General features: G+C 57.1%; 14 protein-coding genes. 5 read left to right on the top strand and 9 right to left on the bottom strand.

Annotation, left to right across the window (positions count from 1 at the left end):
- Positions 1–7 precede the first annotated feature (7 nt).
- Complete coding sequence (locus ACZ1GS_RS02850) at positions 8–1117, top strand: OmpA family protein (RefSeq protein WP_472696985.1); 1110 nt, start codon at positions 8–10, stop codon at positions 1115–1117.
- Positions 1118–1359: 242 nt separating this feature from the next.
- On the opposite strand, the gene purQ is transcribed toward ACZ1GS_RS02850, so the two are convergent.
- From purQ to ACZ1GS_RS02880, 6 genes are all read right to left on the bottom strand, one after another.
- Entirely contained in the window at positions 1360–2016 is a 657-nt protein-coding gene (purQ, locus tag ACZ1GS_RS02855) for a phosphoribosylformylglycinamidine synthase subunit PurQ (RefSeq protein WP_472696986.1), read from the bottom strand.
- A complete protein-coding gene (purS, locus tag ACZ1GS_RS02860) occupies positions 2016–2267 on the bottom strand; it encodes a phosphoribosylformylglycinamidine synthase subunit PurS (RefSeq protein ID WP_472696987.1) in 252 nt (83 codons plus the stop codon). The genes purQ and purS overlap by 1 nt, the downstream gene beginning before the upstream one ends.
- Positions 2268–2398: 131 nt before the next feature.
- Positions 2399–3814 carry a surface lipoprotein assembly modifier gene (locus tag ACZ1GS_RS02865; RefSeq protein ID WP_472696988.1) on the bottom strand — a complete coding sequence of 472 codons (1416 nt, stop codon included), beginning with the start codon at positions 3812–3814 and terminating at the stop codon, positions 2399–2401.
- 15 nt (positions 3815–3829) lie between these two features.
- Positions 3830–5074 carry a HupA family protein gene (locus ACZ1GS_RS02870; RefSeq protein ID WP_472696989.1) on the bottom strand — a complete coding sequence of 415 codons (1245 nt, stop codon included), beginning with the start codon at positions 5072–5074 and terminating at the stop codon, positions 3830–3832.
- A 154-nt stretch (positions 5075–5228) separates the two neighbouring features.
- Positions 5229–6008, bottom strand: a complete 780-nt coding sequence (gene purC, locus ACZ1GS_RS02875; RefSeq protein ID WP_472696990.1) for a phosphoribosylaminoimidazolesuccinocarboxamide synthase — start codon at positions 6006–6008, stop codon at positions 5229–5231.
- A 118-nt stretch (positions 6009–6126) separates the two neighbouring features.
- A complete protein-coding gene (locus tag ACZ1GS_RS02880; protein WP_472696991.1) occupies positions 6127–7056 on the bottom strand; it encodes a DUF4349 domain-containing protein in 930 nt (309 codons plus the stop codon).
- 142 nt (positions 7057–7198) lie between these two features.
- Here ACZ1GS_RS02880 and ACZ1GS_RS02885 point away from each other — a divergent pair, with 142 nt between their 5' ends.
- The 4 genes from ACZ1GS_RS02885 (at position 7199) to ACZ1GS_RS02900 (ending at position 12066) form a co-directional block, all read left to right on the top strand.
- Complete coding sequence (locus tag ACZ1GS_RS02885; protein ID WP_472696992.1) at positions 7199–7651, top strand: hypothetical protein; 453 nt, start codon at positions 7199–7201, stop codon at positions 7649–7651.
- A 230-nt stretch (positions 7652–7881) separates the two neighbouring features.
- On the top strand, positions 7882–10155 hold the full coding sequence (parC, locus tag ACZ1GS_RS02890; RefSeq protein WP_472696993.1) for a DNA topoisomerase IV subunit A: 2274 nt from the start codon (positions 7882–7884) through the stop codon (positions 10153–10155).
- 187 nt (positions 10156–10342) lie between these two features.
- Positions 10343–11056 (top strand): PEPxxWA-CTERM sorting domain-containing protein, encoded by a 714-nt coding sequence (locus ACZ1GS_RS02895; protein WP_472696994.1) that lies wholly within the window; start codon positions 10343–10345, stop codon positions 11054–11056.
- A gap of 290 nt (positions 11057–11346) precedes the next feature.
- Positions 11347–12066: a PEPxxWA-CTERM sorting domain-containing protein gene (locus ACZ1GS_RS02900; RefSeq protein WP_472696995.1), complete on the top strand. Its 720-nt coding sequence runs from the start codon at positions 11347–11349 to the stop codon at positions 12064–12066.
- Positions 12067–12166: 100 nt separating this feature from the next.
- Here ACZ1GS_RS02900 and ACZ1GS_RS02905 read toward each other — a convergent pair whose 3' ends face one another.
- From ACZ1GS_RS02905 to ACZ1GS_RS02915, 3 genes are read right to left on the bottom strand one after another with little or no spacing between them, the layout of a single operon-like run.
- Positions 12167–13006, bottom strand: coding sequence for an SDR family NAD(P)-dependent oxidoreductase (locus tag ACZ1GS_RS02905; RefSeq protein WP_472696996.1), 840 nt, complete (start codon positions 13004–13006; stop codon positions 12167–12169).
- A complete protein-coding gene (locus ACZ1GS_RS02910; protein ID WP_472696997.1) occupies positions 13003–14208 on the bottom strand; it encodes a CCA tRNA nucleotidyltransferase in 1206 nt (401 codons plus the stop codon). Before ACZ1GS_RS02910 ends, ACZ1GS_RS02905 begins: the two co-directional genes overlap by 4 nt.
- Positions 14205–14807, bottom strand: a complete 603-nt coding sequence (locus ACZ1GS_RS02915; protein ID WP_472696998.1) for a CoA pyrophosphatase — start codon at positions 14805–14807, stop codon at positions 14205–14207. Before ACZ1GS_RS02915 ends, ACZ1GS_RS02910 begins: the two co-directional genes overlap by 4 nt.

Below are 14807 nucleotides of genomic sequence, written 5' to 3' on the forward strand. Positions count from 1 at the left end.
AATATAAATGCGGAAGCTTGCCATAGGTTTGGCTCTTGCCTCCACAGCGCTCGCTTCACCTGCTCTGGCCCGTGATGGCCAGTGGTACGTAGGTGTAGAAGGCGGCGCGATGCTGGTGGAAGACATCAGTGCTGATGTTGGCGGTGTTGCCAATACAGCGGAAGTAGATCACGAAACCGGATATGATTTCGACGGCATTGTCGGCTATGACTTCGGCGGATTCCGGCTGGAATCAGAAGTAGCTTACAAGGCTGCAGCTGCAGAGCGCCTGCAAATTGGCGCGCCTGGCATTCCAAGCAACGCGAACGGATCGGGTACTTTTACTGGTACAACGCCTATTAACGGCGAAGTCAATGCGCTCAGCTTCATGCTGAACGGCATGCTCGACTTTGGTGATGACGATGGAATTCAAGGTTCTGTCGGTGGCGGTGTTGGTGTTGCTCGTACAGAAGTAACCAACATTTTTGCTGGCCCATATCTTGACGATTCCGACACCGGCTTTGCTTGGCAATTGCTTGCAGCTGTTCGCGCTCCTTTGAGCGATAGCTGGGACGTTGGTATCAAGTATCGTTTCTTCAATGCTGACAAAATTGATCTGGTTGACCAGGTTGGTAATGATGTAAGCACGCGTCTGCGGACCCACTCGGTTCTCGGTAGCCTGATTTACAACTTTGGCGGTGAGCCAGATGCGCCACCTCCACCACCACCTCCTCCGCCACCACCACCACCACCGCCTCCACCACCACCTCCGCCACCTGCGGCTGTGTGTGCACCTGGACCGTACATCGTATTCTTTGACTGGGATCAGTCAGACATTACGCCAGAAGCCGCTACGGTTCTGGACAACGCGGTTACAGCTTATGGTGACTGTGGTTCGGCTCAGGTTATGTTGGCGGGTCACGCTGATAAATCTGGTTCAGCTAGCTACAATGTTGGTCTGTCCCAACGTCGTAACGCTTCGGTTCGGGCTTATCTCGAATCACGCGGCATCGGCGGCGGAGCGATCTCCAGCGAAGCCTTCGGTGAATCGCGTCCTCGCGTTGAAACCGCAGACGGCGTACGTGAGCCTCAGAACCGGCGTGTTGAAGTTATGTACGGACCTGGTTCCGGCAATTAATTTCGCCAAAAACGAATTTGAAAAGGGCTGGTTTTCGAACCGGCCCTTTTTTTGTCTGCCGGAGCAGCAGATCTCTTGCGCGCCGGTTTCTGCCTTGCCGATGACAGGCGTGCTCTCGTGCCATTGCCATCGCTGGAAACGCAATCCGGTTCATTTTGGATGGTTGGTCTTTGGCGCGCATAGTAGAGGCACGCGGGGCCTCACGCGATAACCACTAGAGCCCCTTTGCTACCGCGGGTTGCTCAGGCCATCAGGCTTTCAAACAGGCGCAAACCGTCAGTGCCACCATGACGCGCGTCGATCGCCCGTTCCGGATGGGGCATCATGCCCAGCACATTGCCTTCAGCATTCAACAGGCCTGCGATATTGCGGGCTGATCCGTTGATATTGTCGGCGTAGCGAAAGGCAATCTGGCCTTCACCTTCAAGCCGATCGAGGGTGCTGTCATCAGCGAAATAATTGCCGTCATGATGGGCAACGGGAATTGTTAAAGCCTCGCCCTGGTCATATTGGCTGGTAAAGGCTGACCCGGTCTGTCCGACAGTCAACGCGGCATCCTTGCAGATGAAGGCAATTTTTTCGTTTCGCATCAGCGCACCAGGCAACAGGCCAATTTCGGTCAGGATCTGAAAGCCGTTGCATACCCCCAAAATCCGGACGCCTTTCTGCGCGGCTTCCAGCAAGGCGGGGATGATTTTGGACCGGGAAGCCATCGCGCCACAGCGCAGATAGTCGCCATAGGAAAATCCGCCAGGCAGGGCGACCAGATCAACGCCGTCCGGTAACTGGTCTTCTCCGTGCCAGACCATATGGGGTTTGTGCCCGGATGCGGTCTCGAGAGCGACCGCCATGTCGCGGTCGCAATTGGATCCCGGAAAAACGAGAACAGCGGTTCGCATTATGCGGCGGTCCCTGTGTCGGCGCGTTTTTCAATCTCGTAATTCTCGATGACGGTATTGGCGAGCAGCTTTTCGCACATTTTTTCCAGATCATCGTCCGAAGTGCCGTCGGCAACATCCAGTTCGATCAATTTGCCGGCGCGGACATCCGAAACGCCCTTGTGACCGAGGCTTTCCAGAGCATGATGGATAGCCTTGCCTTGCGGATCGAGCACACCGTTCTTCAAAGTGACAAAAATTCTTACTTTCATGAAACTCGCTTCTCGATCGCTGATGATGCCAATGCGCCTTCTATAGCGCGGTCGGCGAACGGAGCAAGAGGCTGCGCATGCTTACTGCCAGCAAAACGCAAATTGATCGCCAACGAGAGGATGATCGCGAATTAGAAGAATTTGGCGAGTTTGAAATTCACCCGGTGGCGGTTCATGCGATAGAGATCATAATTGCTGTCGACGCGGGAATAGACATAGTCGACCGATGGGGAAAAGCCGAGAAACTTGATCTGCCGGCTGCCGATATAGGCACGCCCATAGCTGCGCCAATCCTGGCGTTTTTCTTCCGAGTAGAGTCGCAAGGGCGCATCAAATTGCGATCGGCTGACACTGCCCGAAACACCGGCGTTGAGACCCAAGGGCAGTTCGCCGCCGATGCCCAGGTTAACCCCATAGTTGAGGCTCGAAAATCCATCGGCGTTGAGCAGGTCCCGACGGGCGAAGACGCTGGCCGAGGCGATCAGCGATTTTCCGATCAGATGTTCATAGGTCGCATTGGCGCCCAGCTGCCAGCCGCTGTAGAGATCACTCAATTTGGAATCGGTCCGCCGGGCATCAATTTCCATGCCGACTCTCTGCCCCTCGTTGAGCGCCATCTGGAGTCCAACGCGGCCGCCATATTCGCGGGTGGCGAGACGGCCACCAAACCAGCGCTGCTGGCCAACGGCCTGGAGCGAGATACTGGCATATTTGGCGATCCGTAATTCTGGTCCAGCCGCAATTTGCGATACAATATCGTCTGCCGCCTGACCCTTGTAATTGACCACCTTGCTGTCAGCATCGAACAGAAAAGCGAGCTTGTCGGTCGCTTTCAAGCGCACGCCGCCGGAAAAGCTCGCGGTTTGTCCGACGCCTGAGCGTTCTCGGGCTTCTTCGTCCAAGGTCAGCGGCAATTTGATCGGACCGAAATTGATATCGATCGTCTCGGCGCTCGTCGCGCCATTTATGTTGGTATCGGGTGCAAAGCCGAAGTCAAAGCTAAACCGCCAGACTCGCTGATCCCGCAAGATGCTGCGGGTGTTGCGGATGGTGCGCACAATTTCTTCCGGTAGATCGTCGTCATTTTGCGCCAGCCGGAAATGATAGTCGGCGCTCGCTTCCTTGCCGCTGATCAGATAGGCGCGCGCCAGCTCCAGACGAACGCGGGTTTGTCCCGGGTTTTCCACCAGAATTGAACGAAATGTCTTGATCGCCGTGTCGAGTTCACCGGTTTCCGCGGCAATGAAGCCAGCCAGAAATTGTTGCTGCAGTTTGAGATCAGGCACCTGGCCGAGTGCATCGACCAGCGGTTTCGCGCGATCATATTGTTTGGCGCGGACCAGCGCTTCGGCTTTGGCGAGCAATTGCTGCGGGGTGACGCGAAAGCGGCAATTGCCGTTTTCATCGCATTGCGGGCCATTGGCGGTTTCAGCGATGGGCTTGGTGACCACCGTATCCACGCCGTCATCGGCAAATGCCGGGGATGCTCCCGTCAGCGCCAGAGCGGCACCGGAAAGGAACATTGCCGTTTTGAAGGAGACCTGCATGGTCCGTCCCTGTCTTTATTGGTCGCCGACGAAGGTTCCCAAAATGTCGATCCGTTCGTCCGGAGTCCCGCCAACAATGCGGTAGCCGCCACCGACTTCCGCTGCATCTGGACCGTAGAAGGTTCCGTCAATGCTGGAGCCCGCGATGACCAGATCGAGGCGTGCGCCGCCTGGATTGACAAACCAGGCTTCGTTAAACTGGCCGAGGAAGCCACCCGCTGCGACAAGGTCGACTTGGCCGGCGCCCGTGGCCCGGAACTGCGCATTTTCCTGAATGGTATGGAGTCCGCTGGTGCCGTCCAACAACGGGGCACCGACGGTACCATCTAGAGACAGCGAGAAAGTATTGGCCGCAAAGTCAACATTGGTCGTTGCACGGCCTGCGATCCACTGAAAATATGTGTCGAAATTGCCGGTTGTATCGGGCTGGTCATTAAACACCATGGTTGCGAGCATGGCGCCTTCGAAAGCTCCCGTACCGGTTGTTGGTACCTGGTCGGCCGGAGTGATTTCACCAAAGGCCAGCGCACCGCGTTCAAGCGTGTTGGTCTGGGTGACGATTTCGCTCGTGCTGCCATCCGGGTTATCAATTTCGCTTTGCACGACATTGGCGGTATTTCGCAAATAGCCCGCAAAGGTCACATATTGGGTTTCGGTGCCAGGTGTCTGGTAAAAGAAAGTCGTAGAATCATAGCTGCCCGCTTCGCCGGGATTGATCAGATCGAAATAGAATTCGGTGGCAGAAGCTTGCACCAGATTGCTGCCGGATCCCGATTCGAGATAGTTAATCCCGGGGACATTGAAGGCCGCTGATCCCAGGTTGGGTGTACCGAATTGGGGTTCGACCGCGCCACCAAAGTCGGTGCGGTGGAGCGGATCCTGAAAACGGCTTGCGCCCGTTGTTCCCGCCAGTCCGTTGGTGAAGCTGACATTGAAAATGGCATCCCGCGGATTATACTCAATCGTGAGATCGGTATTCCGAACCGTCTTTGCATCACCTTGATAGAGTTGACCGCCTTGGCCTGCGCCAGGGTTGCCCGCGTCGACCACATTGTAGCGATAGCTGTGCGTACCGCCGACGCCTTTATAGGATTTCGGTTCGGTCGGATTGACGAATGTATGTGTTGAACCACCGCCGGTTCCGGTTCCGCCACCACCCGTGGTGCCGCCACCCGGTGCTGCACTACCTGCGCTCTGGGGGCCTGCGCCACCGCAAGCGGCGAGCATTGTTGTACTGGCTAACAAGATCAAAAGGCGCATCGGAAAAGTTCCTCACATGAATTTCACATGAGGGCGTAGCTATCATTTCAATGGTTAAATTCGCGTAAACCATGTCAGCGATTTGATTGCGATTGGCTCGCCCCCGCACCAGCAAATGCCAGCAAGGCTTTAACCATCATCCCAAAAACTATGGTTACTTTCCGCGCTTCTTCCGTTCACTATCCAGGTCGAGCACTTCGCTGAGCCCCCCTTCCGGGAACAGGCCGAGCCGGCGAGCAACCTCCTGATAAGCCTCGGCTTCTCCGCCAAGGTCACGCCGAAAACGGTCCTTGTCGAGCTTCTCATTGGTCTCGATATCCCAGAGCCGGCAGCCGTCCGGACTAATTTCGTCGGCGAGAATGATACGCGAAAAATCGCCCTCGAACAGCCGGCCAAATTCCAGTTTGAAATCGACCAATTTTATCCCGATACCGGCAAACATACCGGCCATGAAGTCGTTGATCCGGATCGCCATGGCCGAAATGTCCTGCATTTCTTCCTGCGTTGCCCATCCAAAACAGGCAATATGCTCTTCGGCGATCAACGGATCACCCAGCGCATCATCCTTGTAGCAATATTCCAATAAGGTGTGTGGCAGCGGGGTGCCTTCTTCGATGCCGAGCCGTTTGGTCAAGGATCCGGCAGCAACATTGCGGACAATCACTTCGATCGGGACGATCTCAACCTGCTTGACCAGCTGCTCGCGCATATTGAGCCGACGAATGAAGTGGCTCGGGATGCCGATATGTTTGAGCAAGGTGAAAATATGCTCGCTGACGCGATTGTTGATCACGCCTTTGCCGTTGATCGTGCCCTTTTTCTCGGCGTTGAACGCGGTGGCATCATCCTTGAAATATTGAATGATCGTGCCGGGTTCAGGACCTTCATAGAGAATCTTGGCCTTGCCTTCGTAAATCTGACGACGACGGGACATATCGGGTTCCTACTCTCAGGAAGAGGCAAAAAATCATGCCCCGACTGTTCGAATCAACAGGATCGAACGGATCGGGGCAACGCAATGATCCTATAAGCCAAAGCTCGGTTGGGCGCAATCAATCCTCTGCCGGTGGATCGGCGACGATCTTACGCCCCCAGAAGCTGCGGTCTGCGGCCTTGAACCGGCGGCGCAGGTAAACCAGCAAACCAAGCAGCAACGCCCAGGGGATGATCACCGCGGTAAAGGTAATTGCCGCTGCGATGGATTGACCGAAAATCGCACTGACGCTGCCAAAGGCATCACGGATCGGGCGGAGGAAACCGCCAGACCCGGGAGCGCCCGACTGATAGGTGACGATCACCTTGCTATAGGCGACCCGGCCCCGCATTTCCTTGAGCCAACTGCGCGCCTGATCGATTTCCTCATTGACTTGCGTCACCGCGCGTTCGGCTTCGACCAGTTCGGCTACCGTGCCCTTGCGCGTGGCGAGCAAATCGGTCAGCCGCTTGGACAGCAGCACCCGGCTGCGCAAGCGCGCTTCGGTATCGACAATCTGTTTGGACAAGTCTTCCCCTGCGATCGAGGCCGCGATCTGACTGCCACCGCTTTCGTCAATTGCTTGCGCCAGCTGTTCCCCAAAGGCCCGCGCCTTGGGCGCAGTGACTTCGAGATGCAGGCGACCATTGGCATAGTCGCCTTCACCGCCGCTATTGGACATGTTGAGCACCCGGCAGCCATTGTCCGCCATGGCCGTGCACAGGGCGATATGCGCCTGCTGCGCTGTGGCGATTTCACTGGCGGGCAGGCGGAATCCATAATCATAGCTATAGGCAATCTGGGGCTGGCTGACCGGGATTTCGGAAGCGGTTTCGCCACTCGCATCTGCCGATGCGGCCGGTTCCATCATCGCGGCGGCGCCTTTCGGTTGCGCCATCTCAGCCTCGGCCATGTCATATTCAATCGCGCTTTCCTGGCCCTGGCTACAGGCCGCGAGACCAATACAGGCGGCGGATGTCAGGGCGGCAGTCAATAAAGTCTTGCGCATGGCAGTCACTCCTCTCCATGATGAAACAAGAGATCTAATGAGATAATATTACATAGTCAACGCCCAAACGTTTCATACATGCGACGAACCGTTTAAATGGCGGTGGGCAAGGCGCAGTCTGCAATAGGAGAGGCCGACCACAATGGCAAAATATGCAACAATCGATGAGCTGATGGCAACGCTCTACGAATGTATCTCTGGGCCACCAGGCGGGCAGGACTGGGAACGGGACCGGGAGATCTACCATTCGCGGGCGCTGATCACGCGCACCCGGATCGAGGACGGGCAACCGATTGCCTATACCTTCACCTATGATGAATTTGTCGAAGCCACGATACCGCTCCTCGAAGGGCGATCTTTCTATGAAATTGAGATCGGCCGCAAAACCGACTTGTTCGGGCAAATTGCCCATGTCTATTCAACCTATGAAGCGCGCGAGACTCCGGACCATCCGGAGATCCAGTTTCGCGGCGTGAACATGGTGCATTTGTGGAATGACGGACCGGAATGTTCCGGGCGATGGTGGATCATGAGCATTATCTGGGACAATGAACGGGAAGGCTTGGCCTTGCCCAGAGAGTGGCTCAACACCTGATCCTCTCCCCTGGAGGGAGAGGACAGATTTGCTTGTCCGTTTACGGACTAGAAAATCTTGGAGAGGGGACGAGACGGTACACTGTGCCGCCACCCCTCACCAACTTCGCTAGGCAGCAAGCTGCCAAGCTCCCGTTTCTTCTCCCTCAAGGGGAAAGGAAAAGCATGCTAATCAAATGGTCTCCAATTTCCCACTACACAGCATGAATCGACCCTGCTATCGCCTAGCCTATGAGTGATGTGACCGATGGCCCCGATGCGGCTCCCGAAGATGAATTTGATGCGATAGTCGATGCGCCGTTTGATGCGGCCTTGTCGGAACGTTACCTGATCTACGCGATGTCGACGATTACGGCGCGGTCGCTCCCGGATCTGCGCGATGGCTTGAAACCGGTCCACCGCCGCCTGCTATGGGCCATGCGTCTGCTCAAGCTCGACCCGTCACAGGGCTACAAGAAATGCGCACGGGTGGTCGGCGATGTCATCGGCAAATATCACCCGCATGGCGACCAGTCGGTTTATGACGCGATGGTGCGCCTCGCGCAGAGTTTTGCGATGCGCTACCCGCTCGTCGACGGGCAGGGCAATTTCGGTAATATCGATGGCGATAACGCAGCGGCTTATCGCTATACCGAAGCCCGGTTGACGCGCACCGCGATTGAATTGATGCACGGCCTCGACGAAGGCACGGTCGATTTCAAGCCAACCTATAATGGCGAAGACGAAGAGCCGGAAGTCATGCCCGGTCTGTTTCCCAATCTGCTGGCCAATGGCGCCAGCGGGATTGCAGTGGGCATGGCGACCAGCATTCCCTCGCACAATGTCGCCGAGATTATCGACGCCGCGACGTTGCTGATCGAAAGCCCGAAGGCCGAGCATGCCGAGATCATGGCGATTATCAAGGGGCCGGATTTTGCCACCGGCGGGACCCTGGTCGATCCGAAATCGGTTATCGATGCGGCTTATGAAAGCGGGCGCGGGGCGATGCGTCTGCGCGCGAAATGGGCAAAGGAAGATGCCGAAGGGCGGGGCGCCTGGCAGATTGTCGTCACCGAAATTCCCTACCAGGTGCAAAAAGGCAAACTGATCGAGCAGATCGCTCAGATTATCGCTGACAAGAAGCTGCCGATCCTGGCGGATATTCGCGATGAATCCGACGAACAGGTCCGTATTGTGCTGGAGCCCAAAAGCCGTGCGGTCGATCCGGATGATCTGATGAACGCGCTGTTTCGGATGAGCGACCTTGAAAACCGGTTTTCGCTCAACCTGAATGTTCTCGACAAGGACCGCACCCCCAAGGTGATGGGCATTACCGAGGTGCTGAAACAGTGGATCACCCATCAGATCGAGGTGCTGGTGCGCCGTTCCCAGCACCGCATGGACAAGATCGATGCGCGGCTGGAGCTGCTGGAAGGCTATATTATTGCCTATCTGAATCTCGACCGTGTGATCGAGATTATCCGCAATAATGACGAACCGAAACCGATGCTGATGGAGGAATTCAAGCTCACTGATCGGCAGGCCGAAGCCATTCTCAACATGCGGTTGCGGTCGTTGCGCAAGCTTGAAGAGATGGAACTGCGGACCGAGCGCGACAAATTGCTCGAAGAGCGCGAGGGCCTTGCCAAGCTGATCGAAAGCCCGGCCCGGCAGAAAACCCGGCTGAAGAAAGACCTTGCCGCGATGCGCAAGCTTTATGCCGAGGATACGCCATTGGGTGCCCGGCGCACCATGCTTGAAGAAGCGGCGCCGGCACGCGAGATTTCACTCGAGGCCTTTATCGAGAAAGAGCCGGTCACGGTGATCATGTCCCAGCGCGGCTGGATCAAGGCGATGAAGGGCCATGCCGATCTGTCGCAGCCCGACAGCTTCAAGTTCAAGGAAGGCGATGGCCCCAAATTTGCCTTTCACGCCCAGACAACCGACAAGTTGCTGATGTGCTGTGACAATGGCCGCTTCTACACTCTGGGCGCGGACAAATTGCCCGGCGCGCGGGGCTTTGGCGAACCGGTCGCGTCAATGGTCGATATGGATCCAGGAACCGAACCGATCGCGATGATGGCCGCGGACATGAAAGCGAAATTGCTGATCGCCTCAACCTGGGGCCGCGGCTTTGTAACGAATATTTCGGACGTGGTCGCGGAAACCAAAAAGGGCCGGCAGGTTGTCAACCTGAAGGGGGATGCGAAATTGCTCGTCGTACGGCCGGTTCCGGCAGACGCTGATCATGTCGCAGCTATTGGCGATAACCGCAAACTGGTGGTGTTCGCACTGTCCGAAATGCCGGAAATGGCGAAAGGGCAGGGCGTCATGCTTCAGCGTTACAAGGATGGTGGACTGTCCGATGCAACCGTATTCAAGCTCGAAGAAGGCCTGAGCTGGGCCATGGGCGGCGACAGCGGGCGAACCCGGACCGAGAATGATCTGACCATGTGGCGAGTTGCGCGCGGAGCGGCAGGGCGTCTGCCACCAACCGGCTTTCCGAAAAGCGGAAAATTTGATTGATCTGTAACGGCATGTCTCATTCTGACACGCTTGTGTAAAAGGTTAAGAAAACCTCACCAAAATGTTGACTTTACAGTCTTTTCAATGGCATCCCGTGACAGAAGATAGGCGGTTTTCTGGGTCGCAGCCGAACCTGTCTCATCTGTATATATGACAATGCCAGCCCAAGCTGGCGAACAGGGGTATTATGCGTAAATTTCTAGCCGCCGCCGCGTTGACCGCGGCAACCATCGCGCCAGCACAGGCTGCCGTCGTCTTTTCGGACAATTTTGACAGTGAAAATGGCGGTGCTTCGGCACTCCGTTACACCGGCTATGCCAATTTTGACTCGGTGGGTGGGGGTAATACCGACCTCGTTGCCGACGGCGATTTTGGTCTGTCCTGTTCCGGTTCCTGCGTCGATCTCGACGGGACGCGCGGACCCGGGGCGCTTCTGTCGAAGGCCTCTTTCGCGTTCAATGCGGGCGACACGGTCCGGCTTTCCTATGATGTGGGCGGCAGCCAGCGCGGGACCAATCGGGATTCCTTCGATGTTCGCTATTTCTTCGATAGCTCGATCACACTGCTCAATGCCGGTGCGAGTTTCGACGGTGGCCCGGACATTATCGACTTCGCCTCGATTTCCGGTTCGGACTATTCGAACGGTTTCGGCATTGGCGGGGCTTCGCCGTTCATGAGCAATTCGATCTTCTTCACCGCCGCTGAAGCGGGCAGCCTGCAATTCCAGTTTGCTACCGGCAGCGCGGACAATGTCGGTCCTTTGCTCGACAATATCTCGCTCGACATCACCGCCGTGCCTGAGCCGGCAACGTGGGCGATGATGATCTTCGGTTTCGGCTTGGTCGGCGGCGCGCTGCGTCGTAGCCGCAAGACGGTCATTGCAAAGTCAGCGATGGTGTAATCGACTGACCGGGCGATGTCTGGTCAAACGACAAGGACAACAAGGGCTCCGCGTTTCTGCGCGAGGCCTTTTTTTGGTGGATCGTGAAGTCAGGCCATATCAGGCCATCACACCGGGCCCCGATTTGAGACAGCGATGTAAAAGGTTAAGAAATCCTTACCAGAAGTTTGACTTTCTTGTGGTTTTTTGCGCATGAGACATCCAACGAACGTCGTTGAGGGGTCGCGATCGATTCGATTTCGTTATATTTTAACCGTTAGCGCCAGAGTTTCTGGCGAAAGGTATATGTAATGCGTAAACTATTGGCAGCCGTTGCTTTGACTGCGATGACGGCGTCCCCGGCTTTTGCGGGCGTGGTCTTTTCCGACAATTTCGACAGTGAAAATGGCGGCGCTTCGGCGCTGAACTACACTGGCTATGCGAATTTCAACTCAACTGGTGCAGGAGCAACCGATCTGGTCGCCGATGGCGATTTCACCATCAACTGTTCCGGATCTTGCGTTGACATTGACGGATCGCCTGGCCCTGGTGAGCTGACCAGCATCAGCAGCTTTGCCGTTAACGCTGGTGATATCGTGCGTCTGACGTTCGACATTGGCGGAAATCAACGGAACAGTTCTTCCGATTCTTTCTCAGCCGATTTCACTTTTCTGTCGGATACAATGCTGACCGACGGTGGCTTCAATTTCTTTGGTTCTGATTTCATCGCCGACCCCTCGACAACAGTCCTGGCCGGCAACCGCTATGGTTTCACGTCCAATGTCCTGGGAACTGATCCTTTTTCGAGCCGGTCGATTTTCTTCACTGCAGCCTCAGCCGGATCGTTTGAGTTTAACTTCAGCTCCGACAGTGCCGACAATATCGGGCCATTGCTTGACAATGTCTCGCTCGACATCACCGCCGTGCCTGAGCCGGCAACCTGGGCGATGATGATCTTCGGTTTCGGTCTCGTCGGTGGCGCGCTGCGTCGCGGTCGCAAGACGGCAACAGCGAAACCAGCGTTCGCCTGAATGCTGATACATCGTGCTACCGGGTTCCGGTGGCGGATAGAAAAAAGGGCTTCCCGTTTGCGCGGGGAGCCCTTTTTCATTGGCCAACGGATAGGCTGTGTCAGCCAGCATCCTTGGTCCGAAACGCCGGAAATTCTGAGCAGGCGTCATAGTCCGCCTTGATCGCGGCATAGCGCATATCGATCCCGGCGGCGAATTCGGGATGCGTGAAAATATAGAGACGGTTGGCCTCGACACATTGCGCGGTCCATTCCGCCACATCAGCCGGGTCGAGTCCGCCATCAATGACCGTTTCCATCATCTTGAACTGTGGATCCTCTTCCGACGCGCCGCCGCTGGGCTTATCGAAGCTGCTGCGGTGGATATCGGTTTTGACCCAGGCGGGGCAGAGGATGCTGACACCGATATTGCTGGGTTCGAGCTCCTGCTTCAGGCCTTCGGAATAGCCGACCACCGCAAATTTGGTCGCATGATAAGGCGCCATGCCCGGCATCGCCCCGTGGCCTGCCATCGAAGCGGTGTTGATAAAATGGCCGCCTTCGCGGTGACTCTGGATCAGCGGTGTGAAGATCTCGACGCCGTGGGCGACACCGATCAGGTTGATATCGACGATCCAGCGCCAGTCCTTCATCGGAATCTCGCCGGGTATTCCACCCAATGCGACACCGGCATTATTGGCTACAAGATGGACCTTTCCAAAGCGGGCGATAGTGGCATCGGCAGCAGCCCGCATCTGGGCTTCATTGGCGACATCGCAGACCACCGTATCAACTTCTGCACCCTTGGCAGTGAGAGCGGCTGCCGCTGCGTCGAGCCGGGCCTGATCGAGATCAGCGAGCATGATCTTGGCACCGCGGGCAGCGAGCGCCTGGGCAATGGCAAAGCCGATCCCGGCTGCGCCCCCGGTGATGAACGCAACGGTCTGTGATGTGATTTTCATGGGTGATCCTTTTCCAAAAACTGTTTCGCCAACGCGCGGACGCGGCTTTCGCCCGGAAAGCCTTCCGCAATCCAGGTGGCTTCGATTTCATCCATGCGCTGGGCGACAATCGGTCCCGGCTCGAGCCCCATCTGCACCAGATCGCCGCCGGTAATCGGGAAGACCGGCTTGTGCCAGCCCTCAAGCGCATCGCGGCTGGTGGACAAGGCGCCATCTTTGGCAAAGAGCAGCGCGATATCCTGCGCGGCCTCCAGTCCGTGATGATAGGCCAGGGCAGGCATGTCTTTTGTCTCGGGGTGCAACGCAACGAGCCGTGCGGCCACGGCCTTGCGCATTTTCTTCGAAAAACGCAGGCCCGAAACAATCTTGTCGGCCATCTTCGGGTCTTTGGGCAACAGCGCGATGAGACGGCGGATAGCGGACGGCGCGAGACCCTCGGCCTGTTCGCGGGCGATCACACGGTGGAGCAGAGCGGGTGCCTCTGGATCTATCGCGCTGACAATATGGGCAAAGATATCCGCCCGGATCATCTGCTCGACCGCAAAGCAGGGATTGTCGGTGGCGAGCAGCTTGAGCAATTCGTCGGCAATCCGTTCGCGCGACAGCGATTTCAGGCTGGCCGCGGCGGCAACGCAGGCCTGAAAGGCTTCGGCCTCGACCTGATCCTGCCCAAAGCGCGCGAGAAAGCGAAAATAGCGCATGATCCGCAGATGGTCTTCGGCAATCCGCTGTTCAGCCGATCCGATGAAGCGGATGTGGCGCTGGTCAAGGTCGTCAAGGCCGCCGAAAAAGTCGGTTATCTCCAGGGTTTCCGGATCGGCGAACAGCGCGTTAATGGTAAAGTCCCGGCGCGCGGCATCGTCTTGCCAGTCTTCGCTGAACGCCACTGTCGCGCGACGACCATCGGTCGACACGTCGCGGCGCAGAGTGGTGATTTCCACATTACCATCGGCGGTGACAGCGGTAATGGTGCCATGGTCGATGCCGGTCGGGACGGCCTTGATGGCCGCCGCGTCGAGCCGCGCCATCACCTGATCGGGCAGCAACCGGGTGGCCAGATCGATATCCTTCACCGGCAATCCCAGCATTGTATCGCGCACCGCACCGCCGACAATGCGGGTGGCGCCCTGCGCGCCATCCAGCGCGGCAATCAACGCTTTCAGCGAGGCCTGTTGGGTCCAGGGGGCGGCGGGCAGCTTCATGGATTCCACCGCAGCCGCTGAGACAGATTGACCAAAATACCGGCGGTGATTCCCCATATCCGGCGGTCCTGCCAGTTAATCTGGTAATATTCCCGTCGGATCCCACGCCATTCACCGACATGTTCTGCTTGGTTTTTCGGGTCGAGGACAAAATCGAGCGGCGCCTCGAACCATTCATCCACTTCCGCGGGACAGGGGACCAGCGGCAGGTCGGGCGGGATCACAGCGAGCACCGGCTGGATCGCATAGCCGCTGCCGGAATGATAGCGGTCGGTCGGCCCGACAATATCGACCAGCGCCGGATCCAGCTGCACTTCTTCCTGCGCCTCGCGTAACGCCGCATGGATCGCGTCCTTGTCTTCGGGATCAATCTTGCCACCGGGAAAGGCAATCTGGCCGGGATGATTGCGCATGTGATCGGGGCGCTGCACCAATATGACGCCGGGATCCGGACGATCGGTGATCGCAATCAGCACCGCGGCACTGCGCAGCGTATCAATATCGGCGACAATATCGCGCTCATCGGAGAGCAGATGATCGCGATCATCGGCATGGCCATCACTCAGCGCTTCGGCCAGTCGTGTGCGAAGATCGGCCAT

It is taken from the genome of Parasphingorhabdus sp. W113, assembly GCF_055693205.1.

Excerpts from the sequence above, each read along its gene's own strand:
- ACZ1GS_RS02870 (WP_472696989.1), bottom strand. The coding sequence starts at position 5,074 with ATGCGCCTTTTGATCTTGTTAGCCAGTACAACAATGCTCGCCGCTTGC.
- ACZ1GS_RS02915 (WP_472696998.1), bottom strand. The coding sequence starts at position 14,807 with ATGGCCGATCTTCGCACACGACTGGCCGAAGCGCTGAGTGATGGCCAT.
- ACZ1GS_RS02910 (WP_472696997.1), bottom strand. The coding sequence starts at position 14,208 with ATGAAGCTGCCCGCCGCCCCCTGGACCCAACAGGCCTCGCTGAAAGCG.
- ACZ1GS_RS02850 (WP_472696985.1), top strand. The coding sequence starts at position 8 with ATGCGGAAGCTTGCCATAGGTTTGGCTCTTGCCTCCACAGCGCTCGCT.
- purS (WP_472696987.1), bottom strand. The coding sequence starts at position 2,267 with ATGAAAGTAAGAATTTTTGTCACTTTGAAGAACGGTGTGCTCGATCCG.
- ACZ1GS_RS02885 (WP_472696992.1), top strand. The coding sequence starts at position 7,199 with ATGGCAAAATATGCAACAATCGATGAGCTGATGGCAACGCTCTACGAA.
- ACZ1GS_RS02905 (WP_472696996.1), bottom strand. The coding sequence starts at position 13,006 with ATGAAAATCACATCACAGACCGTTGCGTTCATCACCGGGGGCGCAGCC.
- ACZ1GS_RS02880 (WP_472696991.1), bottom strand. The coding sequence starts at position 7,056 with ATGCGCAAGACTTTATTGACTGCCGCCCTGACATCCGCCGCCTGTATT.
- parC (WP_472696993.1), top strand. The coding sequence starts at position 7,882 with ATGAGTGATGTGACCGATGGCCCCGATGCGGCTCCCGAAGATGAATTT.
- purC (WP_472696990.1), bottom strand. The coding sequence starts at position 6,008 with ATGTCCCGTCGTCGTCAGATTTACGAAGGCAAGGCCAAGATTCTCTAT.
- purQ (WP_472696986.1), bottom strand. The coding sequence starts at position 2,016 with ATGCGAACCGCTGTTCTCGTTTTTCCGGGATCCAATTGCGACCGCGAC.
- ACZ1GS_RS02865 (WP_472696988.1), bottom strand. The coding sequence starts at position 3,814 with ATGCAGGTCTCCTTCAAAACGGCAATGTTCCTTTCCGGTGCCGCTCTG.
- ACZ1GS_RS02895 (WP_472696994.1), top strand. The coding sequence starts at position 10,343 with ATGCGTAAATTTCTAGCCGCCGCCGCGTTGACCGCGGCAACCATCGCG.
- ACZ1GS_RS02900 (WP_472696995.1), top strand. The coding sequence starts at position 11,347 with ATGCGTAAACTATTGGCAGCCGTTGCTTTGACTGCGATGACGGCGTCC.